This is a genomic window from Qipengyuania sp. HL-TH1 (genome assembly GCF_036365825.1).
GTDB classification, from domain to species: Bacteria; Pseudomonadota; Alphaproteobacteria; order Sphingomonadales; family Sphingomonadaceae; genus Qipengyuania; species Qipengyuania profunda.
On record NZ_CP142675.1, the window covers coordinates 1,215,582 to 1,238,936 of the forward strand.

The 23,355-nt window shown below is 65.3% G+C and carries 19 protein-coding genes; 8 read left to right on the top strand and 11 right to left on the bottom strand.

Features of this window, described 5'->3' with window-relative positions; translation table 11 throughout:
- Positions 1 to 47: 47 nt before the first annotated feature.
- The 4 genes from VWN43_RS06555 (at position 48) to lexA (ending at position 3,276) form a co-directional block, all read left to right on the top strand.
- Complete coding sequence (locus VWN43_RS06555) at positions 48 to 662, top strand: anthranilate synthase component II (RefSeq protein ID WP_320180175.1); 615 nt, start codon at positions 48 to 50, stop codon at positions 660 to 662.
- The gene (trpD, locus tag VWN43_RS06560) at positions 659 to 1,651 is read left to right on the top strand and encodes an anthranilate phosphoribosyltransferase (protein WP_320180174.1); all 993 of its coding nucleotides are present in this window, start codon (positions 659 to 661) and stop codon (positions 1,649 to 1,651) included. The genes VWN43_RS06555 and trpD overlap by 4 nt, the downstream gene beginning before the upstream one ends.
- A gap of 1 nt (position 1,652) precedes the next feature.
- The gene (gene trpC / locus VWN43_RS06565) at positions 1,653 to 2,438 is read left to right on the top strand and encodes an indole-3-glycerol phosphate synthase TrpC (RefSeq protein ID WP_320180173.1); all 786 of its coding nucleotides are present in this window, start codon (positions 1,653 to 1,655) and stop codon (positions 2,436 to 2,438) included.
- Between the two features lie 148 nt (positions 2,439 to 2,586).
- Positions 2,587 to 3,276 carry a transcriptional repressor LexA gene (gene lexA / locus VWN43_RS06570; RefSeq protein WP_253515538.1) on the top strand — a complete coding sequence of 230 codons (690 nt, stop codon included), beginning with the start codon at positions 2,587 to 2,589 and terminating at the stop codon, positions 3,274 to 3,276.
- Here lexA and VWN43_RS06575 read toward each other — a convergent pair.
- Positions 3,270 to 5,474 (bottom strand): ComEC/Rec2 family competence protein, encoded by a 2,205-nt coding sequence (locus VWN43_RS06575; RefSeq protein WP_320180172.1) that lies wholly within the window; start codon positions 5,472 to 5,474, stop codon positions 3,270 to 3,272. The two genes, lexA and VWN43_RS06575, sit on opposite strands and share 7 nt — an antisense overlap.
- Positions 5,475 to 5,502: 28 nt before the next feature.
- Between VWN43_RS06575 and gltX the strand changes: the two genes are divergently transcribed.
- Genes gltX through VWN43_RS06590 form a run of 3 tightly spaced genes read left to right on the top strand, consistent with a single transcriptional unit; the run spans position 5,503 to position 8,444 of the window.
- A complete protein-coding gene (gltX, locus tag VWN43_RS06580; RefSeq protein WP_320180171.1) occupies positions 5,503 to 6,954 on the top strand; it encodes a glutamate--tRNA ligase in 1,452 nt (483 codons plus the stop codon).
- A gap of 10 nt (positions 6,955 to 6,964) precedes the next feature.
- Positions 6,965 to 8,251, top strand: a complete 1,287-nt coding sequence (locus VWN43_RS06585) for a citrate synthase (RefSeq protein ID WP_253515533.1) — start codon at positions 6,965 to 6,967, stop codon at positions 8,249 to 8,251.
- Between the two features lies 1 nt (position 8,252).
- A complete protein-coding gene (locus VWN43_RS06590; RefSeq protein ID WP_320180170.1) occupies positions 8,253 to 8,444 on the top strand; it encodes a hypothetical protein in 192 nt (63 codons plus the stop codon).
- Here the strand turns inward: VWN43_RS06590 and VWN43_RS06595 are convergent, their stop codons facing one another.
- Genes VWN43_RS06595 through VWN43_RS06605 form a run of 3 tightly spaced genes read right to left on the bottom strand, consistent with a single transcriptional unit; the run spans position 8,445 to position 12,024 of the window.
- A complete protein-coding gene (locus VWN43_RS06595) occupies positions 8,445 to 9,845 on the bottom strand; it encodes a sensor histidine kinase (protein ID WP_320180169.1) in 1,401 nt (466 codons plus the stop codon).
- Positions 9,846 to 9,847: 2 nt separating this feature from the next.
- Positions 9,848 to 10,810, bottom strand: a complete 963-nt coding sequence (locus VWN43_RS06600) for a hypothetical protein (protein ID WP_320180168.1) — start codon at positions 10,808 to 10,810, stop codon at positions 9,848 to 9,850.
- A gap of 35 nt (positions 10,811 to 10,845) precedes the next feature.
- Positions 10,846 to 12,024 carry a hypothetical protein gene (locus tag VWN43_RS06605; protein ID WP_320180167.1) on the bottom strand — a complete coding sequence of 393 codons (1,179 nt, stop codon included), beginning with the start codon at positions 12,022 to 12,024 and terminating at the stop codon, positions 10,846 to 10,848.
- A gap of 267 nt (positions 12,025 to 12,291) precedes the next feature.
- Here VWN43_RS06605 and VWN43_RS06610 point away from each other — a divergent pair, with 267 nt between their 5' ends.
- On the top strand, positions 12,292 to 14,916 hold the full coding sequence (locus VWN43_RS06610; RefSeq protein ID WP_320180166.1) for a coiled-coil domain-containing protein: 2,625 nt from the start codon (positions 12,292 to 12,294) through the stop codon (positions 14,914 to 14,916).
- On the opposite strand, the gene VWN43_RS06615 is transcribed toward VWN43_RS06610, so the two are convergent.
- From VWN43_RS06615 to nuoL, 7 genes are read right to left on the bottom strand one after another with little or no spacing between them, the layout of a single operon-like run.
- The gene (locus VWN43_RS06615; RefSeq protein WP_320180165.1) at positions 14,917 to 15,189 is read right to left on the bottom strand and encodes a DUF1467 family protein; all 273 of its coding nucleotides are present in this window, start codon (positions 15,187 to 15,189) and stop codon (positions 14,917 to 14,919) included.
- A gap of 11 nt (positions 15,190 to 15,200) precedes the next feature.
- Positions 15,201 to 16,850, bottom strand: coding sequence for a ribonuclease J (locus tag VWN43_RS06620; protein ID WP_320180164.1), 1,650 nt, complete (start codon positions 16,848 to 16,850; stop codon positions 15,201 to 15,203).
- On the bottom strand, positions 16,847 to 17,620 hold the full coding sequence (locus VWN43_RS06625) for a type III pantothenate kinase (protein WP_320180163.1): 774 nt from the start codon (positions 17,618 to 17,620) through the stop codon (positions 16,847 to 16,849). Before VWN43_RS06625 ends, VWN43_RS06620 begins: the two co-directional genes overlap by 4 nt.
- Before the next feature lie 3 nt (positions 17,621 to 17,623).
- Positions 17,624 to 18,346, bottom strand: a complete 723-nt coding sequence (locus tag VWN43_RS06630) for a biotin--[acetyl-CoA-carboxylase] ligase (RefSeq protein WP_330768584.1) — start codon at positions 18,344 to 18,346, stop codon at positions 17,624 to 17,626.
- On the bottom strand, positions 18,343 to 19,806 hold the full coding sequence (gene nuoN, locus VWN43_RS06635; protein WP_320180162.1) for an NADH-quinone oxidoreductase subunit NuoN: 1,464 nt from the start codon (positions 19,804 to 19,806) through the stop codon (positions 18,343 to 18,345). The genes VWN43_RS06630 and nuoN overlap by 4 nt, the downstream gene beginning before the upstream one ends.
- Positions 19,806 to 21,362: an NADH-quinone oxidoreductase subunit M gene (locus VWN43_RS06640; protein ID WP_320180161.1), complete on the bottom strand. Its 1,557-nt coding sequence runs from the start codon at positions 21,360 to 21,362 to the stop codon at positions 19,806 to 19,808. Before VWN43_RS06640 ends, nuoN begins: the two co-directional genes overlap by 1 nt.
- Entirely contained in the window at positions 21,362 to 23,350 is a 1,989-nt protein-coding gene (nuoL, locus tag VWN43_RS06645; protein WP_320180160.1) for an NADH-quinone oxidoreductase subunit L, read from the bottom strand. The genes VWN43_RS06640 and nuoL overlap by 1 nt, the downstream gene beginning before the upstream one ends.
- Positions 23,351 to 23,355: the final 5 nt, after the last annotated feature.

Genomic DNA, 23,355 nt, shown 5'->3' on the forward strand with positions numbered 1-23,355 from the left:
CTTTCCTTGCTTGAAAGCACCGCGCTACCCCGCCATTGACGCCACGAATGACCGACAGCAGCTCCATCCTCGTAATCGACAATTACGACAGCTTCACCTTCAACCTGGTCCATTACCTGATGGAACTGGGTGCAGGCGTGGAGGTGGTGCGTAACGACGCCATCTCGGCAAGCGAGGCGCTGGCGGCGGGCCATGCGGGCTATCTCATATCGCCCGGCCCCTGTACCCCCAACGAGGCAGGCGTCAGCCTCGACCTCGTGGCAGCCTGTGCCGATGCCGGCGCGCCGCTGCTCGGCGTGTGCCTCGGTCACCAGGCGATCGGCCAGCATTTCGGTGGCCGCGTGGTGCGCGGCGGGCTGATGCATGGCAAGACCTCGCCGGTTACCCACGATTCCAGCGGCGTGTTCGCCGAGCTGCCCTCGCCCTTCACCGCGACCCGCTATCACTCGCTGGTGGTCGAGGACAATCCGGACTGTCTCGCGGTCAACGCCACCAGCGAAACCCCCGGGCTCGACGGCACCAGCGTGATGGGCTTCCGCCACCGCGACCTCCCGATCCACGGCGTCCAGTTCCATCCCGAAAGCATCGCGACCGAACATGGCCATGCCTTGCTGGCCAATTTCCTCGCCCTCTGCGGTATCGCCGCCAAGGTCCCCGCATGAAGACGCTTCCCGACGCCAGGCAACACCTTGGAGAGGCCGAGGCCGAAGAGGTCTTCGGCTGGATCCTCGATGGCGAGACCGGCGACGAGGATATCGCGCGTTTCCTGGTCGACATGTCGGCGCGCAGCGAAACTTCCGACGAAATTGCCGGCGCGGCGCGCGCGCTGCGGGCACGGCTGATCCCGATCGCTGCGCCAGCGGGGACGGTCGATTGCTGCGGCACGGGCGGCGATGGGCATCACACGCTCAATGTCTCCACCGCGGTGAGCCTGGTGGTCGCCGCCTGCGGTGTGCCCGTGGCCAAGCATGGCAACCGCGCGGCCAGCAGCAAGGCGGGCGCCGCCGACACGCTCGAAGCGCTCGGTCTCGACATGGAAGCCGCGGGAAGAAGCGCGGAGAAGACTCTGGCCGAATTGGGAATTTGCTTCCTCTTCGCCAAGAACCACCATCCTGCAATGGGGCGCATTCAGCCGATCCGGCAAAAGCTCGGCGTGCGTACCATCTTCAATCTGATGGGGCCTTTGTCGAACCCCGCCGGTGTCAGACGCCAGTTGATCGGCATCGCCCGGCCCGCCTATGTGCCCATCTATGCCGCAGCCACGGCCAAGCTGGGAACCGAGCGCACCTTCATTGCCTCGGGTGACGAAGGGCTCGACGAACTGAGCCTCGCGGGCGGCAACGAACTGGCCGATGTGCAGGGCAATGATTTCGAAATGCGCCGCGTAGTCGCGGTGGAAGCCAACCTGCCGCATTCCCCGGTCGAGGCGATCCGCGGCGGCGATCCGGCGTATAATGCCCGCGCGCTCGAGGCATTGCTCGGCGGGAGCCCGGGCGCCTACCGTGATGCGGTGCTGTTCAACGCGGCAGCGACGCTGATTATCGCCGGTCGTACCGACGACTGGACCGAGGGCGCGGAGATCGCTGCCGAAGCACTGGACTCGGGCAAGGCCAAGGCGCTGCTCGAAAACTGGATCGCAATGACCGCCTGACATGAACAAGCTGGAAGAAATCTGCGCGACCAAGCGCGACGAGGTGGCCGCACGCAAGCGCGATCACACGCTCGCCGATCTCGAAGCGCGCGCGAAGGAGCAGTCGGCGCCCCGTGGGTTCCAGTCTGCCCTCGCTCGGGCACAGCAGGACGGCTTCGGCCTGATTGCGGAAATCAAGAAAGCTTCTCCCTCAAAGGGTTTGATTCGCGAAGATTTCCAACCCGCAGAGCATGCCCGCGCCTATGCTGCGGGCGGCGCCGCCTGCCTTTCGGTGCTGACCGACGCGCCCTATTTCCAGGGCCATGAAGATTACCTCGTCGCCGCACGCGCAGCCTGTGATCTGCCCGCCCTGCGCAAGGATTTCATGGTTGATCCGTGGCAGGTTGCCGAAGCGCGCGCGATCGGAGCCGATGCGATCCTGATCATTGTCGCGGCGCTCGAAGACGGCCTCATGGCCGAGATCGAAGCGGCGGCGCTGGACCACGGCATGGATGTGCTGGTCGAAGTGCATGACCGCGCCGAGATGGAGCGCGCCGCACGCCTTAAATCGCGCCTTATCGGCGTGAACAACCGCGATCTGCGCAGTTTTACCACCGACCTCGCCACCACCGAGACGCTGGCCCCGCTCGCCCCCGAAGGCGCGCTGCTGGTCGGCGAGAGCGGCATCGCGACGCACGGTGATTGCCTGCGGCTGGCGCGTTCGGGCGTCCGCACCTTCCTTGTCGGTGAAAGCCTGATGCGTCACGCGGATGTTGCCGCGGCGACCCGCGCCTTGCTCGGGCGCTGACGCAGCACCTTTGGGGCAAAGCGGGAACAGGTGTTCCTGTGTAAATCACTCGAAAATGGCGGGATTGCTTGACTTGGCGAATCAGGTTGCTTAATTGTTCCGTATTCGTTCACAGCTGTTGTGAACAGGCGATACGGGAGTTCGCACCATGCTGACCGCCAAGCAGCACGAATTGATCCGCTTTATCCAGCAGCGCCTGGAAGAGACCGGCATTTCGCCGAGTTTCGAGGAGATGAAGGAAGCGCTCGACCTCAAGAGCAAGTCGGGCGTCCATCGCCTGATTTCGGCGCTTGAAGAGCGCGGCTTCATTCGCCGCCTGCCCAACCGCGCACGCGCGCTCGAAGTGGTCAAGCTACCCGAGAACGCAGTGATGGGCGCGGCACAGCCCGCCCCTGCGAACGACTCCGTGGTATCGGCGATCACGCCCAAGCCGGTCGCGCCCGCACCCGCCAATGACATCATCGATGTGCCGCTGCATGGCCGTATTGCCGCGGGCGCGCCGATCGAAGCGATCGAAGGCCAGTCGAGCATGCCGGTCCCCGCCGCCCTGCTCGGCCCGGGCGAACATTATGCGCTCGAGGTGTCGGGCGATTCGATGATCGAAGCGGGCATTTTCGATGGCGACTTTGCCTTGGTGAAGCGCACCGACAGCGCCCGCGATGGCGAAATCGTGGTCGCGCTGGTCGACAATGAGGAAGCCACGCTCAAATACCTGCGCAAGGACGCCGGGCGCGTCATCCTCGACCCCGCCAACGGCTCTTACGAACCGCAAGTCTACGATTCGCACCGTGTCCAGGTGCAAGGCAAGCTGGCCGGGCTGCTGCGCCGGTATCACTGATCCCGGGGCGCGCGTCTGTCCTCCGGCGCGCGCCACCAGCCATGCTCGCCCTGGTCCTGCGCCACGGTATCGATACGCCGCGCGCTCAGATAGACCGCTACCCCGCCCTCCCGCTCGAGGAAACGCCGGTCCGCCTTGAGCCATCGTGGGCGGCAACTGCGGGGCAGGAAACGATCGGCGATGACGATGTCGGCGTTCCGGCAGGCTGCGGCCAGCGCGCGCTCCTCCACCAGGTCCCGGCTACGTGCAATCAGGAGCGACCAGGCACGGCTCTCGCGCGTGACGGTCAGCGAACAGAATTCGGCGCTGCATCGGCTGTGCGGCCATTCCGCGATAGCCAGCGGTTGCCGATCGGTCCCGGCGAGCTCGAGCAGGTTCTCCTGCGCGTATCCACCCTCGCTAGCGCGTAGCACCAGCAGCCGTTCGGCCTCGTTCGCAACGCCGATATCGCGCCCGTCGCGCGTGATCAGGATATCGGGCACCGGCGCCTGCATCATCAGGATGGCAGCGACCATGACGGGCCCAAGCCCCCACAGACACGCCCGGCCCTGCCACAGCGCCAGCCACAGCGCGCCGACCAGATACAGCGTGATGGCGCCCATCCCGATCCGCGGGGCCAGCTTGACCGACCCCGGCTGTTCGGCAAACAGATGCGCAATCCCCAGCAACAGGTCGAGCGACTGCCCGACAAGCCACCATACGGGCGCGCCCGCGCCGATGAGGTCGAGCGCCAACGCCAGCGCCACCAACGGCATCGAGATGAAGGTGACCAAGGGAATGGCAACCAGATTGGCCGCAGCGCCGTAAACGCCCGCGCGGTGGAAGTGGAACAGCACGATCGGCATCAGCGCGAGTTCAATGACCAGTCCGGTCAGGAACAGGATCGCGGTTCGCCGCAGGAACCGACGCAGCCCGCTCTGCTCGCGCGGCGCGAGAAAATCGCGCACCGCCTGGACGCTATGCAGCGAGACGATCGCGATAACCGCCGCAAAGCTCATCTGGAAGCTCGGCCCGACCAAAGATTCCGGCCACAGCGCCAGCACGACGCCTGCGGCAATCGCGACCATCCGCAACGAAAGCGGTTCACGTCCCAAAGCCAGCGCAACCAGCACCAGCAACGCGCCGATACAGCTGCGCACGGTCGGCACCTGCGCGCCCGTCAGCAGCGTATAGGCGATCCCCGCCAGCGCCGCTGCACCCGCAGCGACCAGCGGCAGCCGCACCCGCAGGGCCAGCCATGGCCACAGTGCGAACAGCTTCAGGACCACGATATAACTCGCCGCGATGATCGCGCTGACATGCAGCCCGCTGATCGACAGCAGATGGGTCAGCCCCGCATCGCGCATGGCCTCTTCGTCGCGTTCGGGAATAGCGCCGCGATCGCCGCTGGCCAGCGTCGCGGCGATCGCCCCCGCCGTGCCGTCGAGCCGGCTGCGCACATGCGCCGACAGCCGCCGCTGGATCGAGGCCACGGTCAGGCGCGACTGCGGCGGCGGCGTGACCAGTTCGACCTCGCCCACGACCGATCCCGTAGCCGACAGCCCCTCGAACCAGGCTCGCCGCGCGAAATTATACGCTCCAGGGACGATGGGCGGGGACGGCGGCATCAGCCGCGCCGACAACCGCACCCGCGCGCCCTCGCGCAATCCAGGCCGGTCCCGCGCCAGCGGCAGGTTCACGCGATAGGCCACCGCCTGCCCGGTCGCCGCATCGCGCGCGGCCAGGACGAGCCGGACGCGGTCCTCCGCCGGTTGCTCCTCGCGTTCGAGAATTCGCCCGTCGATCCGTTCGAAGCGCGGATAGGCGAGCGGCTCCGCCCCCACCATCGCCGAGCGCGCCCATACCAGCGACATGCCGAGCGCCAGGGCGATCAGGACCGACACGATTGCGGGCATCAAATAAGCGCGTGCGTCGCTTCCGCGCCACCGCGCGAAGGCCATGGCCGCAGCGGCTGCCGCGCCGCCGATTGTCGCCAGCCATTGCCATGGCGCGCCAAGATAGAACCACAGCCCGATGCCCGCGGCGAACGCGACCGCCAGCCACGGACCACGGTCGAATTGCGCGCCTTCCAGAAATGCTTCGGATCGCCCGGCGAAACTGGACAAGAGACCGCGCATGCGCCAAGGGCGCGGCACTGCGGGGCGGGCCTCTTCGTCCGCCTCCCCCATCGGTACCGAAGGCGTCCCCTGCGTCGCCATGCAAGTGTTTGAAAGGAAGCGAGTGACAATGGCAAGCGATAGTGGCAGCGAGACCCCTCCGGTCGTCACCCGCTTCGCTCCCTCGCCCACCGGATATCTCCATATCGGCGGCGCGCGTACGGCGCTGTTCAACTGGCTTTACGCAAGGCACCATGGTGGTCGCACCTTGCTGCGGATCGAGGATACCGATCGCAAGCGCAGCACGCAGGATGCGATCGACAAGATCATCGAGGGGCTCGACTGGCTCGGCCTCGATTTCGACGAACCGCCGATCTTCCAGTCCGACCGCGCCGAACGCCACGCCGAGGTCGCGCACAAGCTGCTCGACGCGGGACACGCCTACAAATGCTTCGCCACGCCCGAAGAACTCGAGGCAATGCGCGCCGAGCAGCGCGCCAACAAGCAGCCGATGCGCTACGACCGCCGGTGGCGCGATCGCGACGCAAGCGAAGCGCCCGAAGGCGCGCCCTATGTGATCCGCCTCAAGGTCCCGACCGAGGGCGAAACCACAATCCACGACCAGGTCCAGGGCAAGGTCACGGTGAAGAATGCCGAGATCGACGACTATGTCCTGCTGCGCGCCGACGGGACCCCCACCTACATGCTCGCGGTGGTGGTCGACGATCACGACATGGGGGTAACGCATGTGATCCGCGGCGACGATCACCTCAACAACGCCTTTCGCCAGCTGCCGGTGGTCCGCGCGATGGACCAGGTCGAAGGCCACTGGCCCGATCCGGTCTATGCGCATGTCCCGCTCATCCACGGGCCGGACGGCGCGAAGATGTCCAAGCGCCACGGCGCCGTCGGGGTTGCCGCCTATCGCGATGAAGAAGGTGTCCTGCCCGAAGCGCTGTTCAACTATCTCCTGCGCCTCGGTTGGGGCCATGGCGACCGCGAAGAGATCTCGCGCGAGGAAGCGATCAAGCTGTTCGACCTGGACGGCGTCGGCAAGGGGCCCGCGCGGTTCGACATCAAGAAGCTGCAGAACCTCAACGGCCATTACATCCGCGAAGCGGACGATGCCCGGCTGGCGAAAATCGTGGCGGCGCGGATCGGCGAACAGGCCGATGAAGCGCTGCTTGCCAAGGCGATGCCAGTGCTCAAAACGCGTGCAAAGTCCGTCAACGAACTCGTTGATGGGGCTGCATTTCTGTTCGCCAAGCACCCGCTCGATATGACCGAGAAAGCGGCTGGCTTGCTGGACGACGAAGCGCGCGCGCGCCTCGCCGGATTGTCCAAAATGCTGCATGTGCAAAATGACTGGACAATCGAGGCGCTGGAAGCCACTACGAAGGCCTATGCCGAGCAACTCGAACTGGGTCTCGGCAAGCTCGCGCAACCCATGCGCGCAGCGCTGACGGGGACGACAACGTCACCCGGCATTTTCGATGTGCTGGTCCTGTTGGGCAAGGAAGAGTCGCTCTTGCGTATCGATGCGCAGGCCGCCTCGCCCGCAGGCACCGAAGAGAACGAGTGAGGAGACACGCGTGGCCGACAAGCAGGCAACCCTCGATCTGGGCGGTCAGACCCAGGAATTCCCCGTGCTGCAGGGCAGCGTCGGCCCCGATGTGGTCGATATCCGCAAGCTGTACGGCACCACCGGTAAGTTCACCTACGACCCGGGCTACAAGTCGACCGCCAGCTGCGAAAGCGCGCTGACCTATATCGACGGCGAAGAAGGCATCCTGCTGCACCGCGGCTATCCGATCGGCCAGCTGGCGGAAAACTCCTCCTTCATGGAAGTCTCCTACCTGTTGCTCAACGGCGAACTGCCGCAGCAGAGCGAGCTCGACGACTTCACCTACACGATCACGCGGCACACCATGCTGCACGACCAGCTGCGCCAGTTCTACCAGGGTTTCCGCCGCGACGCGCACCCCATGGCAATCATGTGCGGCGTGGTCGGCGCGCTGTCGGCCTTCTATCACGACAGCACCGACATCTCGGACCCCGAGCAGCGCAAGATTGCCAGCCACCGGCTGATCGCGAAAATGCCGACCATCGCCGCCATGGCGTATAAATATTCGGTCGGTCAGCCGATGATGCAGCCCGACAACTCGCTGAGCTACACGGGCAATTTCCTGCGCATGACCTTCGGCGTCCCGGCCGAGGAATATGAAATCCACCCCGCCATCGAGCGCGCGATGGATCGCATTTTCATCCTCCATGCCGACCACGAACAGAACGCCTCGACCTCGACCGTACGCCTTGCCGGTTCGTCGGGTGCCAATCCGTTCGCGTGCATCGCGGCAGGCATCGCCTGCCTGTGGGGCCCCGCGCATGGCGGCGCCAACGAAGCCGCGCTCAACATGCTGCAGGAAATCGGCACGCCCGATCGCATCCCGCATTATATCGAGCGCGCCAAGGACAAGAACGACCCGTTCCGCCTGATGGGCTTCGGCCACCGCGTGTACAAGAACTACGATCCGCGCGCGACCGTGATGCAGCAGACGCTGCGCGAAGTGTTCGAGGCGCTCAACGTCAAGGACCCGGTGTTCGAGACCGCGCTCAAGCTCGAGGAACTCGCGCTCAACGACGACTACTTCAAGGAAAAGAAGCTTTTCCCGAACGTCGACTTCTACTCGGGCATCATCCTCAACGCGATCGGTTTCCCGACGACGATGTTCACCGCGCTGTTCGCGCTTGCCCGCACCGTCGGCTGGGTCGCGCAGTGGAACGAAATGATCTCCGACCCCGCACAGGTCATCGGCCGTCCGCGCCAGCTGTACACCGGCCCGACCGAACGCGACTACGTCTCCATTAGCCAGCGCTGATATGCGCTTCGTCCTTCAGGTCTTCGGAGTGGCTTTGATGCTCTCCGGAGGCCTGTGGGCGCTCCAAGGGCTGGGCTTGGTGATGTGGCCGGCGGAGAGCTTCATGCTCGCCGAGCAGCGCTGGGCACTTTACGGCACCATCACCTTTCTCATCGGGCTTCTGCTGTTCTGGAGAGCCGCGCGGCGGCGCTGATCAGCGCGGTTTTTCGCGCAGATCTTCCGCCGCGGGCACCGACAGGGTGAAGCGCGCGCCCTGCCCCGGCGCACTTTCGACCGTCAGATCGCCATCCATCGCGCGCGCGATCCGGCGCGAGATATAGAGGCCGAGACCCGACCCCCCGTCGCCGCTGCGGCCAAGACGCTCGAACTTCTCGAACACGCGTTCCTGCTGGTCTTCGCCCAGCCCGTGGCCCTGATCGGCGACGGTAATCAGCGCCCGGTTGCCGATCCGGTCGAGGCGGATCCACACCTGGCTGTCGGCGGGCGAATAGCGGATCGCATTGCCCACCAGGTTGAGCAGGATCTGCAGCACCCGGCGAAATTCGGCGATTGCCAGCTGGCTCTCGCCTTCGGGCGGTGCGACCAACGCAATCCCCTTCTCGCGTGCCCTCACGCCAAGGATCCCGCAGGCACGGCGCGCGACGTCCGCCAGCTCAATCCGGTCGGGCGCGGTCGCGAAATCCTCCGATTCGACCACTTCGAGATCGGACAGGTCGTCGATGAGCGCGAGCAGATGCTGCGCTGCGGTGGCGATATCTGCGGCGTAGGAACTGTATTCATCCGCCAGTGGCCCTGCGAGTTTGGTGCGGATCGTTTCCGCATTGGCGATGATCCGGTTGATCGGCTGACGCAGGACGGGGGTCAGGTCGCGTCCGAAAGACGGCCCCTCGCGGTCGCCGGACTCGTCCTCATCGCCCGCACTGGACAAGGGTCGTTCGGCGGTCAGGTAGAGCACGAAGCCCGCGCTGCCGGGTTGCGGTTGGCCAAGCGGTTCGAGATGTGCCGTCCAGCGGCGCGCCGACCCCTCGATCTCGCATGTCGTCCCGTCGAGCAGGCGCCAGTGCAGCGGTTGCTGGTGCGTATTGCCCGGCAGGATAACAAAATCGGTCCAGGGCTTGCCGACATGGGCCAGCGCCTTGTGCGCAAATTCGGCCAGATCGGCCGCCTCGGTATCGACCGAGAGCAACCGCTGCTGCGAATCGAGCCGCGCAGTGCAGTCGGCCAGGTGCCGGTTGATCTCCATGCGCCGCCGCGCCGCCTCGATGTCGTTCTCCGGCGGCAATGCCTCGGTATGCCAGTTGACGACATCGATCGCGCAGCCCTCGGCCTCGCCCTCGTCATTCGTCTGCGGTGCGATTTCGACCCAGGCGGTGATCCGGTGTTCGCCGTCCACGGCTTCGAACTGCCGCGCCAAGCGCAGGCCATAGGTTTGCGCTTTTTCGACCAGCGCGAGCAGTTCGGGGATCGCGATACGCGTCCCGATCGAACCGCCGCAGGCCTGCTGAAGCTCGGCCAGCAAATCATCGGCTTCGACCAGCCTGGCTTCGGCATCAGTCTTCGCATGGGCGATATAGCGGGTTCCGACAGTGGTCATGGTCAGGCCGCTCCCCCCAAACCGGATTCGGCGAGCAGCCGGCGGGCATCCTCGGACGGGAGCGCTGAGATTTCACGCGGCGGAACCGCTTGCGGATCGAGGCGCAACACCTGCCTTTCGACCTCGGCGCTTTCGAGCCCCGTGCTCCGCAGGCCCAGCGCGAGGCGTGCGGTCTGCTGGTGGTTGGTCGACAGCACCGCGGCAACGCGCGTCTGGCCCGACCGCGCCGCCAGCGCGGACACGAACAGCGCCGCCCCCGCACGGTCGATTTCGAGCGCCTGCAAGGCGGAGCCGCCCATGCCGACGACCACGCGCGACAACAGCGAAATGCGGCCCGCGCCCTCGTCGAAGACATTGCGCAGCTTGGTCTCGGCGCGGATCATGGCATCGGACCGCAACTGGCCGCTAAACGCACGCCAGCCCATCAGCAGGTCGTGGAACAGGTCGCCGGGCAATTCGCTGAGCGGCAATTCCATGCGGCGCTGGGTCTGGGCAAAGCGCGCCTGCGCGGTGAGTGCAGCCATGGCGGTGCTGGCGAGGCCGCTGTCCTCGGCAGCGATCAGTTCCTGCACCAGCGGCGACAGGACCGGGTCGAGGCCATATTGGCTCTCGAGCCTTTCGGTCAGTTGCCATTCGAGCGCCAACGCATGGCAATGGGCAAGCAGCGCGGGACTGCCGAAGAAATGTTCAGCCAGCGCTTCGCCATGACGATCGGCAAACGCCTCGCGTCCACTCTGCCCGCCCGCTTCGGCCTGCGCACGCAGAACCTGCCAGGCGAGGTGGTGACACATGCCGCGAATGCGCGCGACCAGCTCGTCGCTGAACAGCGAATGGTCGGGTGTGGCGAGCAAATGCGAGAGGATCGGCCCGATCCGCGCAAGCGTGGTATTTCCCCGCGCAAGCGCCTCGCGCAGGCTCTCCTGCCCGGCGCCGGGTTCGGGGGATACAGTGTCAGGCATCGACATGGATCGCGAATATCATCGACATGGTTAAGCGCCGGTTAGTCCCGCGGTTCCAGAGTGAGAAAAAGCGTCACCAGAACCGCCAGCGCCAGCACCGCCACTACCGGCAGCGTAATTCCCAGAACGACCGCGGGGAGCAGGACCAGCGTCAGGATGACCCGATCGGCATAGCTGCGCCGCCAACGCCTCACGCTCAGCCGCTCGCCCAGGTGCAGCAGGCCGAACAAAACGGCGGGGACGAACAGCCGCAGCCATCCGGTGTCCTCGGCAGACGCGCGGGCGATCAGGATCAGGTACAGCGGATCGAGCAGGACGGTCAGCGCCTGCACCAGCATGGGCACGCGCGGGCGTAACTGTCCCGCACTGGCCACGCGGCGGACCACCCCTTCCATCGCGAACAGCAAGGCGGCGAGCACGGCGAAACCGAATCCCGGCACCGCCCACCCGGTCATCGCCGCCGTCAACGCGACCAGCGCCGCGACCGCCGACCCCAGCGCCAGCGCGCGCGGCAGCGTTCCGCCCATCGTGTCCTGCGCAAGGCGTGCACCCATGCGCTCGGCAATCGCGAGCCCCGGTGCGGAGAACGGAGCGACATCGGCATGGCCCGCGACCCAGTTCCGTTCGCGCGTGGCGAGTTCCTCGGGCGTCGGATCGCGCAGCCAGCTGAGCTCGTCGAGCAGGCGCGTTTCGAGCGGGTGCGTGCGGACGCCCGATTGCAGCGCGATCCGCAGCAACGCGGAGGGCGTATCGACATCCCCCGGCAGCTGCGCGAGCTGCTCGACCGCAGTACCGCGCACCACCAACGCACCCGCCCAGGCGAAATGCAGGTCGATACGCTCATAGCCGCGCTGGACCGCCGGATCCGCGGGTAAGACCAGCACGCACGGCTTGGCCAGATGCCGCATCACCGCCTCCTCATCGGGCAGGACGCCGGGGGCCAGCACGAACAATTCATCGCTTGCGGTGACGAGGCCCGAGAGCTTGCGCGGTTCGCGGATCGCGATGAAACGCGCACCCGCCGCTTCGGCACGGTGCTGAAGGTCGATGACCTCGCGCCCCACCGTATTGGCGAGGCAGGCGATGGTCTCGCATCCCGCCGCCAGCGCGATGTCGAGCTGCCGGTCGACGAGGCGCGCACCGGCGAGCATCCGGAACGGGGCCGGCACCCGGCGCGGATCGGCTTGGCTATCGAGCACGGACAGCAGGGCGACGCGCACGCTAAACTCCCGTTGCGACTGGTGGAACGAACCTGCTTCTAGGGGCGACAGCCCCTCCTCGCCAAGTCGCTCATGCCGGTTTCCCTCAGGCGCGAATGACGCTGTGTGTATGGATCAGGCCTGTCCGCCCGAACCGGCCCCTCCCCGCGCGAACGCCTCGCCGATGCGGCAAGGAAAGGTCCAAGGTGATACGCAATGGCCACAGCCACACGCCGTTGTGGTTAATTTTGGTTTATGGCCAACACCTTTGGTGGTAGATTTCATGCGATGAGAAAGCGCTCGCTGATCCAGGCCGTCGACCAGACGACCGATGACACCGCCACGGAAACCGAAGGTTCCGAGGGGGTTGCCCAACCAATTTCGAACGAGACTGAAGAGGTCTTCGAAGAGGAATGGTATGCGGAGCCCGAACCGGTACGCAGTGTTGCATGGGTGGTCCCGGCGCTTGCCATTCTCGCGATCCTTGGCTGGACCGGTTTCTTTGGCTGGGCTCATCAGGCCGAAATTATCGCCGCCCCTGCCCCGGCCGCCTGGACCGGCCTCGTTACGCAGTGGGCAGTCCCGGTGCTGCTTATCGTCTCGCTCTGGCTGCTTGCCATGCGCAATTCCACCCGCGAGGCACGGCGTTTTTCCGATGTTGCGCAGACGCTGTCGGCGCAATCCGCCGAACTCGAAACGCGCCTCGTCACCGTCAACCGCGAGTTGAGCCTGGCGCGGGAATTCCTCGCGACCCAGACCAAGGAACTCGACTATCTCGGACGCACCGCGACCGAGCGTTTGTCCGAACATGCCGAACGCCTGCAGGCGCTGGTCGGCGAGAATGGCGAACAGGTCGACGCGATCGCCCGTGTCAGCGTTACTGCGCTGGAAAACATGGATAAACTGCGCGACAACCTCCCGGTCATCGCCAATTCGGCCAAAGATGTTTCGAACCAGATCGGCGGCGCCGGCCGCGAAGCGCAGAGCCAGCTCGATGAATTGGTCCAGGGTTTCGAACGGCTCAACGAATTCGGTTCGGCGAGCGAACGCCAGGTCGGATCGCTGCGCAAGCGGATCGACGAAGCGCTCGAGGCCTTCTCCGCGCAGGCCGACCAGCTCGGCACGATCACCACGCAGCGCTTTGCCGAACTGCGCGACAACAGCGAAAGCTTTCGCGGCGAACTCGACAGCCGCGAGGTTGCCGCGCTGGCCTCGATCCGCGCCCGCTTCGAAACCCTGCGTGACGAGATGGCCGAGGCCGATGCCGTCACCGCCAAGGAACGCGACGCGGCGATGGACAGCCTGCGCGACCGTCTCGACACCATGCGCCGGGAAACCGCCGAAGCCGCCACTGCGATCCGCGACGGCGAGGCGCATGCCCTGACAGCGTGGCGCAACCAGATCGAGGAGATGCAGGAACGGCTGCGCGAGGCAATTGGCGAAGTCACACGGATCGACGATGCCGCGCTCGACGCCGCCAATTCGCGGCTCACCGATCTGTTCGGGCAGGCCGAGACGGTCGATGCCCGCCTGATCGAGCGCAATCGCCTGTTCACCGAAGAGACTGGCCGCCGGCAGTCCGAATTGTCACAGGCGGAGGAAGCCGCGCATGCGCAGCTGACCGAGCGTCTTGCGGTGCTCGACGAAGCGATCGCAGAACGCCGCGCGGCGCAGGCTGAACAGCTGGCGCTGATGGCCGCCGAAGGAGACGAGCTGGGCGAACGGATCGCCGCGCTCGGCCCGATGTTCCAGGCCATATCGGCACAGGGCCGCGAGGCGCGCGTGGAGCTTACCGCGGGCATCGCGGCGCTGACCGCCAAGCTCGACGAAAGCCGCGGCGCGCTCGACGACACCGATGGCGCGGTCTCCGACCTGACCGATGCCAGCGTCCGCCTGCTCGAGCTTATCCAGGCGAGCGCCAAGCACAGCCGTGACGATTTGCCCGTGGCGATGGAAGCGAGCGAGGCGCGCCTTGCCGAGATCGAACGCCGGGCGGAAGAGGTCAAAAACCTGCTCGACCAGGCCAAATCGGCGGGCGAAGCGCTCACCGCGAGCATGGACACCGCCGACCTGCGCAGCCGCGAGGCGATGGCCGGGGTCGAGGACTTCCATACGCGTTTCGGCGACACTTCCGCCTCGCAGGTCGAAGGGATCGAGCGCCTGCGCGGTAGCCTCGCCGAGCTGGGCGAAGAAAGCGCTGCCATCTCGGCACGCGCACAGGGCGAATTGCGCGATGCGATCGGTGCGCTGGAAACAAGTGCGCGCGAGGCGCTCGCCGCAATCGAGACCGAACAGGCCGAACGGATCGCCCATATCGCCAGCAAGGTCGGCGAACAAAGCGCCCAGGCCATTGACGAGGCGCTACGCGAGCACACCGTGGAAGCGATCAGCTCGCTCGATCTGGCCACCGAGCGCTCGGCCGAGGCCGGCCGCGAAGTCATGCGCCAGCTGCGCGACCAGCTGGCCAAGGTCAACGAGCTGACCGGCAATCTGGAAAACCGCATCTCGCATGCGCGCGAGCGCGCGACCGAGGATGTCGACAACGATTTCTCGCGCCGGGTCGCGCTGATTACCGAGAGCCTCAATTCGAACGCCATCGACATCGCCAAGGTGCTGTCGACCGAGGTCACCGATACCGCCTGGGCCAGCTATCTGCGCGGCGACCGCGGTATCTTCACCCGGCGCGCGGTGCGGCTGCTCGACAATACCGAAGCGCGCGAAATTGCCGAACTCTACGACGCCGACCACGATTTCCGCGAGCATGTCAGCCGCTATATTCACGATTTCGAGGCGATGCTGCGGACCATGCTGTCGACCCGCGATGGCAATGCGGTCAGCGTTACGCTGCTCAGCAGCGATATGGGCAAGCTCTATGTGGTGCTCGCACAGGCGCTCGAACGCCTGCGGCAGTAATCACTCGAAGGACGGCCCCCAGACGGCAAGGTCGTCGATTGTGATCCAGCCATTGATATAGTTGAGCACATAGGCGGCGGTGACGATGGCCGCGAGGATCGCCGCGCGTCCGAGCAGCCGCCACCCGCGAAATTCGACCGGAGCGCTGTCGGCCTGGCCGGGGATCTTCGCCACCCCCGCCTCGTCATGCGTGCGTACGCCGAAGGGCAGCAGCACGAAGGCGCTGAAGACGAAGAACAGGAAATAGATCGCGACTATGCTGGTCCATTGCATCGACCGGTCTCCTACAGGTTGGGCACGATCACGCGGACCTGCGGGCGCTTGCCCGACCAGCGCTGTGCCGCGCGCCGTGCAGCCAGACGCGCCGCTTCGTGCACGCTGCCTTCATTGCGCCGGTCGGCGCCGCGCAGCTTGCCGATGGCCGTGCGGATATCGCTGACCGCCTCGGCGACGAAGCTCTCGTAATCCTCGTCGAGCGGCAGTCCGAGACTGTCGATGCGGGGGTTGAGATCGCCGTCGAGCGCCACGATCACCACGCCTTCGCGCATGATCCGGCGGCGCATGGCAATCGCCTCGCCATTGGCAGGTACGATGATGTCGCCGTCGAGGACGAGCCGCCCCGCCTTGACCTCGGCAATCTTGCCGGGTGCGCCGGGCGCGAGGCGGACAAGGTCGCCATTCTGTTGCACGACCTGTTCGGGGATGCCGCTGGCCTTCCCGACGCGGCCCTGTTCCTGCATGTGCCGCATCTCGCCATGAACGGGGACGAGGATTTCGGGCCGTAGCCAGCCATAGAGCGCTTCGAGTTCGGGGCGCCCGGGATGGCCCGATACGTGGATCATGCTCTGCCGGTCGGTGACCATGGTGATACCACGCGCCGCGAGCTTGTTCTGCACGATCCCGATGGACAGTTCATTGCCCGGGATCTGCCGGCTCGAAAACAGCACGACATCGCCGCTGACCAGTTCGATCGGGTGGTTTTCATCCGCCACCCGCGCCAGCGCGGCGCGGGGCTCGCCCTGCCCGCCGGTAGCGAGGATGAGTATCTCGCCGCGCGGCAGTCCCATGGCGGTATCGAAATCGACCGGCTCAGGGAAATCCTCGAGATAGCCATTGTCCTGCGCCACCTCGATGATGCGGTCGAGCGAACGCCCCGCAACGCATACCTGACGCCCGGTTTCGCGTGCGACATCGCCCAGCGTCTGCAGCCGCGCGACATTGCTGGCGAAGGTCGTCACCAGCACGCGCTTGCCCGCATGCCGCTGGACTTCTTCGAGCAGCCCCTTGTGGACCGCGCCTTCGGATCCGCTGGGCGCGGGGTTGAAGACATTGGTGCTGTCGCAGACCAGCGCGAGCACGCCCTCGTCGCCGATCTCGGTCAGCTCTGCCTCGGTCGTCGGCTCGCCGATGATCGGGTCTTCGTCGAGCTTCCAATCGCCGGTGTGGAAAATGCGCCCGTGGGGCGTATCGATCAGCAGCGCATTGCCCTCGGCGATCGAATGCGCGAGCGGGAGATAGGTGATCTCGAACGGGCCGACTTCGAAACTGCCGTGGTCGTCCGGAATTACATGCAGTTCGACCTCGTCGACCAGTCCCGCTTCGGACAATTTGCGGCGAACAAGGTCGGCAGTGAACGGCGTGGCATAGATCGGCACGCCCAGATCGGCCGCGAAATAGGGCACAGCGCCGATATGATCCTCATGCGCATGGGTCAGCACGATCGCGTCGAGTTGCTTGCTGCGTTCTTCGATAAATTCCAGATCGGCGAAGACCAGGTCGACACCCGGGTACTGATCCCCCGAAAAGGTCATGCCCAGATCGACCATCAGCCACCGGCCCTGGCAACCGTAGAGGTTGACGTTCATGCCGATTTCGCCCGAGCCGCCAAGCGCGAGGAACAGCAGTTCGTCTTCGGGAGTGAAATCCTTCTTCACGCTGCACGCTCCGCAAGTATGGCGAGTCCGTCGAGAGTCAGGTCGGAATCGACCGCATCGAACAGCTCGGTATGTTCGTCGAACAGGATCGCCAGCCCGCCGGTGGCGACCACTTTGACGGGCCGCCCGATTTCCTTCTTCATCCGTGCAATCAGGCCTTCGATAAGACCGACATAGCCCCAGAACACGCCGATCAGCATCTGGTCTTCAGTATTGCGCCCGATGACGCTGTCGCTGGCCGGCTTCTCGATCGCGATGCGCGGCAGCTTGGCGGTGTTCCCGACCAGCGCGTCGAGCGAGAGGTTGATCCCGGGCGCGATGATCCCGCCCTTGTAGGCGCCGGTGAAATCCACCGCGTCGAAGGTGGTGGCGGTGCCGAAATCGATGACGATCAGGTCGCCGTCATACTTCCGGTGCGCGGCGATCGTGTTGAGCGCGCGGTCGGCGCCGAGCGAACTGGGCTGTTCGATGTCGAGCTCGAAGCCCCAGTCGGCCGCGCCCTGCCCTGCGATGAGCGGCGTGATGCCGAGATACTTATCGGACAGGACGGTGAGGTTGTGGACCGCGCGCGGAACGACCGAACCGATGATGACCTGGTCGATATCGCCGCTGCTGAACCCCTGGAACTCGGCCAGTTGCAGCAGCCAGACCGCATATTCATCGCCCGTCCGGCGCGGGTCCGAAGCGATCCGCCAGCGGGCCTTGATCTCGCGTCCATCGATCAGGGCGAAGACCACATTGGTGTTTCCGACATCGGCGGCGAGCAGCATGGCTCAACTTTCCTCGTTCTGGAGCATAACGTCACCTGCATGGATGACACGGGTCGAACCATCCGCCAAGCGCAGCGAGAGCGCCCCGTCGGGTGTAAGCCCGCCGAACGCGCCTTCGATCCGCTCCTCGCCCGGCGGCTGCACCACCAGCGGCGTACCAAGCGGATGGGCGACGCTTTCCCAGCGCCGCGCAAGCGGTTCGAGGCCATAGGTCCGCCACCGGTCGAGCTCGCGCGCGAAAGCGGCCGCCAGCGAATGGGCGAACATATCGCGATCGGGAGCGGGTCCGTAATCGGCCAGCGACGCAGTCTTGCGATCGGGCAGATCGGGAGCCGCCGCCAGGTTCACGCCCATGCCGACGATGATGGCATCGCCTTCGCGCTCGAGCAGGATGCCCGATAATTTGGCGCCATCGAGCATCAGATCGTTGGGCCATTTGAGTCGCAGCTTCGCGGGCTCCGCCAGCAGCGCGGCCACCGCCTCATAGGCCGCCACGGCTGCGACGAGCGCAAGCGTGGCCGGGCTCGGATCGCGCGGTGACATGCGCACCAGCGTCGATCCCATGAAATTTCCGGTGCTGTCGAACCAGTTACGCGCCTGCCGCCCGCGTCCGGCGGACTGCCGGTCGGCAACCAGCCAGTGGCCTTCCGGCACGGCCTCGCCGGCGCGCACTTGCGCGGCGAGGTCCGAATTGGTCGAGCCGGTTTCGGCGACGAACCGGATCACGCAGCCGCGATGAACGAGGCGGCGGCCTGGGCGGTCCATTCACCCAGCGGAATGGTCAGCAGATAGCCGAGCGGCGAGAGGATCGCCACGCACAGTCCCAGCACCACCCAATGGCTCAGCGGGCTTTTGCTCTCGACCGCGCGCGTGGGCTCATCGAAGAACATCACCTTGATGAACTTGAGGTAGTAGAACGCCCCGATCACGCTGGCAGCGATCCCGATTGCGGCCAGCGCGACCAGATCGGCCTGCACCGCTGCCTGGAAGACCACGAACTTGCCCCAGAAGCCGAACAGCGGCGGGATGCCGGCAAGACTGAACATCATCACGAGCAGCGACCAGGCCAATGCCGGACGCATGGTCGACAGGCCGGCGATGTCCGCGAAGGTCTCGAGATTCTGGCCTTTGGGATCGCGCAGCATCAGCAGCGCGGTAAAGCTGCCGACGGTCATCGCGACATAGATCGCGAGATAGGTCAGCACGCTCGCCACACCCGCAGGGGTGGCTGCGCCCAGGCCGATCAGGATGAAGCCGACATTGTTGATCGAGGAATAGGCGAGCAAACGCTTGAGGTTCTGCTGCCCGATCGCGCCAAGTGCGCCGACCACGACCGAGGCGAGCGCCGCGAAGATCACGATCTGGCGCCAGCTGTCGACCTCGCCCGCAAACGGGTCCATCGCGATGCGCACCAGCATGCCCATCGCCGCGACCTTGGGGGCCGTGGCGAAGAAGGCGGTGACCGGCGTGGGCGCGCCTTCATAGACGTCGGGCGTCCACATGTGGAACGGCACGGCGCTGACCTTGAAGGCGAGGCCCGCGAGCACGAAGACCACGCCGAACAGCGCACCGGTCGAGAAATCGGTTTCGAACGCGGCGCGGATACCGTCGTAATTGGTCGAGCCGGTAAAGCCGTAGACCAGGCTCACGCCGTAAAGGATGATCCCCGAAGCCAGCGCGCCGAGCACGAAATACTTGAGGCCCGCTTCGCTCGATCGGCCGTCCTGACGCAGGAAGCTGGCCAGCACGTAGCTCGACAGGCTCGACATCTCGAGACCGATATAGAGCGTCATCAGATCGGTGGCGGACACCATCATGCCCATCCCGACCGCGTTGAAGATCATCAGCACCGGGTATTCGGCGCGGTAACTGCCCGTCTGCGCGAAAAAGCGCGGGGTGACCACCAGGACGGCAGCCGAGGCAAGATAGATCAGGATCTTGGCGAAACTGCCGAAGGCATCCGCGCGGTAGAGATCGCCGAAGGCGCGGCCGGCGACTTCACCGGTGGCGCGATCGAACAGGCTCATGCTGAAGAGCGCCGCACCGATGAGCGCGGCAACCGTGACGATGGTCAGCAGGCGCGCGGACCGCGTGCCGGTCCAGGCGGCCACCAGCAGCATGACCAGCCCGGTGAGCGACAGGCCGACTTCGGCGCCGGTGAGATAAAGCGAGGTGGCGTAGGACATCAGTGCGCTCCCTCCTCACCATGGCTTTCGCCATGGGTCGCCGCGACATAGTTCGCATTGTGCTCGCGCGGCGTACCGACGACGTTATCGGCGTCGAAATCGGGTGCGGCGCGCGCCACGCGCGCCTCGAGAGCGGCAATATCCTGACGCATGGGGGCTAGGAAGCTTTCCGGATAGACGCCCATCCACAGCACGGCGGCTGCGATCGGCGCGAGCATGGCCCATTCGCGGGCGTTGAGGTCGGGCATGCGCGCGGCGTCTTCGTTGACCTGAAGCCCGAAGACGACGCGGCGGTAGAGATACAGCATGTAGGCGGCACCCAGGATGATCCCGGTAGTGCACACCAGCGTGACCAGCGTGGAGACCTTGTAGAGGCCCGCCAGCGCGAGGAATTCGCCGACGAAGTTGCTGGTGCCCGGCAGGCCGATCGAGGCCATCGTGAACAGCAGGAAGAACAGCGCATAGCGCGGCATATTGATCGCCAGGCCGCCATAGCGTGCAATCTCGCGCGTATGCAGCCGGTCGTAGATGACGCCGACGCACAGGAACAGCGCGCCCGAGACCAGCCCGTGGCCCAGCATGACCATCACCGCGCCCTCGATGCCCTGCGCGTTGAACGCGAAGATGCCCGCGGTCACGATCGCCATATGCGCGACCGAGGAATAGGCGATCAGCTTCTTCATGTCGCTCTGCACCAGCGCAACGAGCGAGGTGTAGATCACCGCGATCATCGACAGCACGAAGACGAACCAGGTAAACTGCGCGCTGGCTTCGGGGAACATCGGCAGGCTGAAACGGATGAAACCGTAGCCGCCGAGCTTGAGCAGCACGCCCGCGAGGATGACCGACCCGGCGGTCGGCGCCTGCACGTGGGCATCGGGCAGCCAGGTGTGCACCGGCCACATCGGCATCTTGACCGCGAAGCTGGCAAAGAAGGCCAGCCACAGCCAGGTTTGCGCCTGCGGGGCGAAATCGTAGTTCAGCAGCGTCGGGATGTCGGTCGTGCCCGCTTCGTTCACCATCCACATCATCGCGATCAGCATCAGCACCGAGCCGAGCAGCGTGTAGAGGAAGAACTTATACGACGCGTAGATACGGTTATCGCCGCCCCATACGCCGATGATCAGATACATCGGGATCAGGCCGGCTTCGAAGAAGATGTAAAACAGGAACATGTCCTGCGCGGCAAACACGCCGATCATCAGCACTTCCATGAACAGGAAAGCGCTCATGTACTCGCCCACGCGCTTGGTGATCGAATCCCAGCTCGCGAGGATGCAAATCGGCATCAGGAACACGCTGAGCATGATCAGCATCAGTGCGATCCCGTCGATCCCCAGCGCATAGCTGAAGCCCGCGAAAATCTCCGCGCGCTCAGTGAACTGCCATTGCGCGCCGCCGATATCGTAATTGAGCCACAGCAACACGCCGAGCGCGAGATCGATCAGCGTGGCCACCAGTGCGACCATGCGCGCGGTGTGCGCCCCGAGGAATAGGCAGGCAATTGCGCCGGCCAGCGGCACGGCGAGCATCAGCGAAAGGATGGGAAACTCCATCAGAACAGCACCCAGGTGATCGCGGCGACGAGCCCGAGGAGCATCACCAGCGCATAGCTATAGAGGTATCCGGTCTGGAACCGGCGGGCACCCACCGCGCCCTTCTCGACCACCCAGGCGATACCATTGGGGCCGAAGCGGTCGATCGTGCCGACATCGCCAAGCTTCCAGAACTGGCGGCCAAGCCAGAAGGCCGGCACCACGAAGAGGTAGTGATAGAGCTCGTCGAAATACCACTTGTTGTAGAGGAAGCGGTAGATCGGACCGAGTTGCTCGGCCGTTTTGCCCGGAATGCTGGCGTCCTTGATATAGGCCCGCCAGGCGACGAACAGACCGATCACCATCACGATGAAAGCGGCGTATTTCACCAGATAGGGCACGCCGTGCATCGCGTGGATCAGCGGCTCGTTGTAGAAGATCGAGCTGCCCCAGAATGCGGCATCGTCGAGGAATGTCGGCGCGAACAGCTGTCCTGCCAGCACCGCCCCGATCGACAGTACGCCGAGCGGGATCAGCATCGTCAGCGGGCTTTCATGCGGGTGATAACCGCCGGTGGTGTCCTCGCCCGCTTCCGCCGGGGTCTTGTGGACGCTGTGCTGGATATGCTCGCTCTCGATCCAGCGCGGCTTGCCCCAGAAGGTGAGGAACATCAGCCGCCAGCTGTAGAAGCTGGTCAGCAGCGCGGCGAAAGTGCCCATCCAGAAGGCGAAATTGCCCAGCTCGGTCCCGCGGCCATAGGCCACTTCGAGGATCGCATCCTTCGACCAGAAGCCGGCAAAGCCCGCGCCGAGGTGGTAGATGCCCACGCCGGTGATCGCCAGCGTCCCCATCATCATCGCCCAGAAGGTCAGCGGGATGTGCTTCCGCAGCTGGCCGTAATAGCGCATGTCCTGTTCGTGGTGCATCGCATGGATGACCGAGCCCGCACCCAGGAACAGCAGCGCCTTGAAGAAGGCATGCGTGAACAGGTGGAACATCGCACCGCCATAGGCACCGACGCCTGCGGCGAAGAACATGTAGCCGAGCTGCGAGCAGGTCGAATAGGCAATCACGCGCTTGATGTCCCACTGCACCGTGCCAACGGTGGCGGCAAAGATGCAGGTGGCAGCGCCGACGAAGGTCACCATGGCCAGCGCAACCGGTGCGGTCTCGAACATGGGGCTCAGGCGGCAGACCATGAACACGCCCGCGGTCACCATGGTCGCGGCATGGATCAGCGCTGACACCGGCGTCGGGCCTTCCATCGCATCGGGCAGCCAGGTGTGCAGGCCGAGCTGCGCCGATTTCCCCATCGCGCCGATGAACAGCAGGATGCACAACACATCCATCGTCTGCACGCTGTAACCGAGGAATCCGATCGTCGCCCCGCTCATGCCCGGTGCTGCGGCGAGGATCTCGCTGATCGAGACGGTGTCAAACACCAGATAGGTGCCGAAAATGCCGAGCATGAAGCCGAGGTCGCCCACGCGGTTGACCACGAAGGCCTTGATCGCGGCAGCATTGGCCGACGGCTTGCGGAACCAGAAGCCGATCAGCAGGTAGGATGCCAGTCCCACCCCTTCCCATCCGAAGAACATCTGGACGAGATTGTCGGCGGTCACCAGCATCAGCATGGCGAAGGTGAACAGCGAGAGATAGGCGAAGAACCGCGGCTGGTCCGGGTCCTCGTCCATATAGCCCCAGCTATAGAGGTGGACGAGCGCCGAGACGGTGTTGATCACGACCAGCATGATCGCGGTGAGCGTATCGACGCGCAGTGCCCAGTCGAAGGCGAGCGTGCCCGACTGGACCCAGGTCAGCACCGGCACCACGGTGGGTTCGGCAGTGCCATTGACGAAGCCGAGGAAGATCGGCCAGCTGAGCGCCGCGCTGATGAACAGCGCGCCGGTGGTGATCGACTTGGCGAACACGCTCGGCGCGGCCTTGTTGGTCAGGCCGGCGACAATCGCCGCGATCAGCGGCAGGAAGACGATGACGAGAATTTCCACCGTGG

Excerpts from the sequence above, each read along its gene's own strand:
- VWN43_RS06555 (WP_320180175.1), top strand. The coding sequence starts at position 48 with ATGACCGACAGCAGCTCCATCCTCGTAATCGACAATTACGACAGCTTC.
- trpD (WP_320180174.1), top strand. The coding sequence starts at position 659 with ATGAAGACGCTTCCCGACGCCAGGCAACACCTTGGAGAGGCCGAGGCC.
- trpC (WP_320180173.1), top strand. The coding sequence starts at position 1,653 with ATGAACAAGCTGGAAGAAATCTGCGCGACCAAGCGCGACGAGGTGGCC.
- lexA (WP_253515538.1), top strand. The coding sequence starts at position 2,587 with ATGCTGACCGCCAAGCAGCACGAATTGATCCGCTTTATCCAGCAGCGC.
- VWN43_RS06575 (WP_320180172.1), bottom strand. The coding sequence starts at position 5,474 with ATGGCGACGCAGGGGACGCCTTCGGTACCGATGGGGGAGGCGGACGAA.
- gltX (WP_320180171.1), top strand. The coding sequence starts at position 5,503 with ATGGCAAGCGATAGTGGCAGCGAGACCCCTCCGGTCGTCACCCGCTTC.
- VWN43_RS06590 (WP_320180170.1), top strand. The coding sequence starts at position 8,253 with ATGCGCTTCGTCCTTCAGGTCTTCGGAGTGGCTTTGATGCTCTCCGGA.
- VWN43_RS06595 (WP_320180169.1), bottom strand. The coding sequence starts at position 9,845 with ATGACCACTGTCGGAACCCGCTATATCGCCCATGCGAAGACTGATGCC.
- VWN43_RS06600 (WP_320180168.1), bottom strand. The coding sequence starts at position 10,810 with ATGTCGATGCCTGACACTGTATCCCCCGAACCCGGCGCCGGGCAGGAG.
- VWN43_RS06610 (WP_320180166.1), top strand. The coding sequence starts at position 12,292 with ATGAGAAAGCGCTCGCTGATCCAGGCCGTCGACCAGACGACCGATGAC.
- VWN43_RS06615 (WP_320180165.1), bottom strand. The coding sequence starts at position 15,189 with ATGCAATGGACCAGCATAGTCGCGATCTATTTCCTGTTCTTCGTCTTC.
- VWN43_RS06625 (WP_320180163.1), bottom strand. The coding sequence starts at position 17,620 with ATGCTGCTCGCCGCCGATGTCGGAAACACCAATGTGGTCTTCGCCCTG.
- nuoN (WP_320180162.1), bottom strand. The coding sequence starts at position 19,806 with ATGTCCTACGCCACCTCGCTTTATCTCACCGGCGCCGAAGTCGGCCTG.
- VWN43_RS06640 (WP_320180161.1), bottom strand. The coding sequence starts at position 21,362 with ATGGAGTTTCCCATCCTTTCGCTGATGCTCGCCGTGCCGCTGGCCGGC.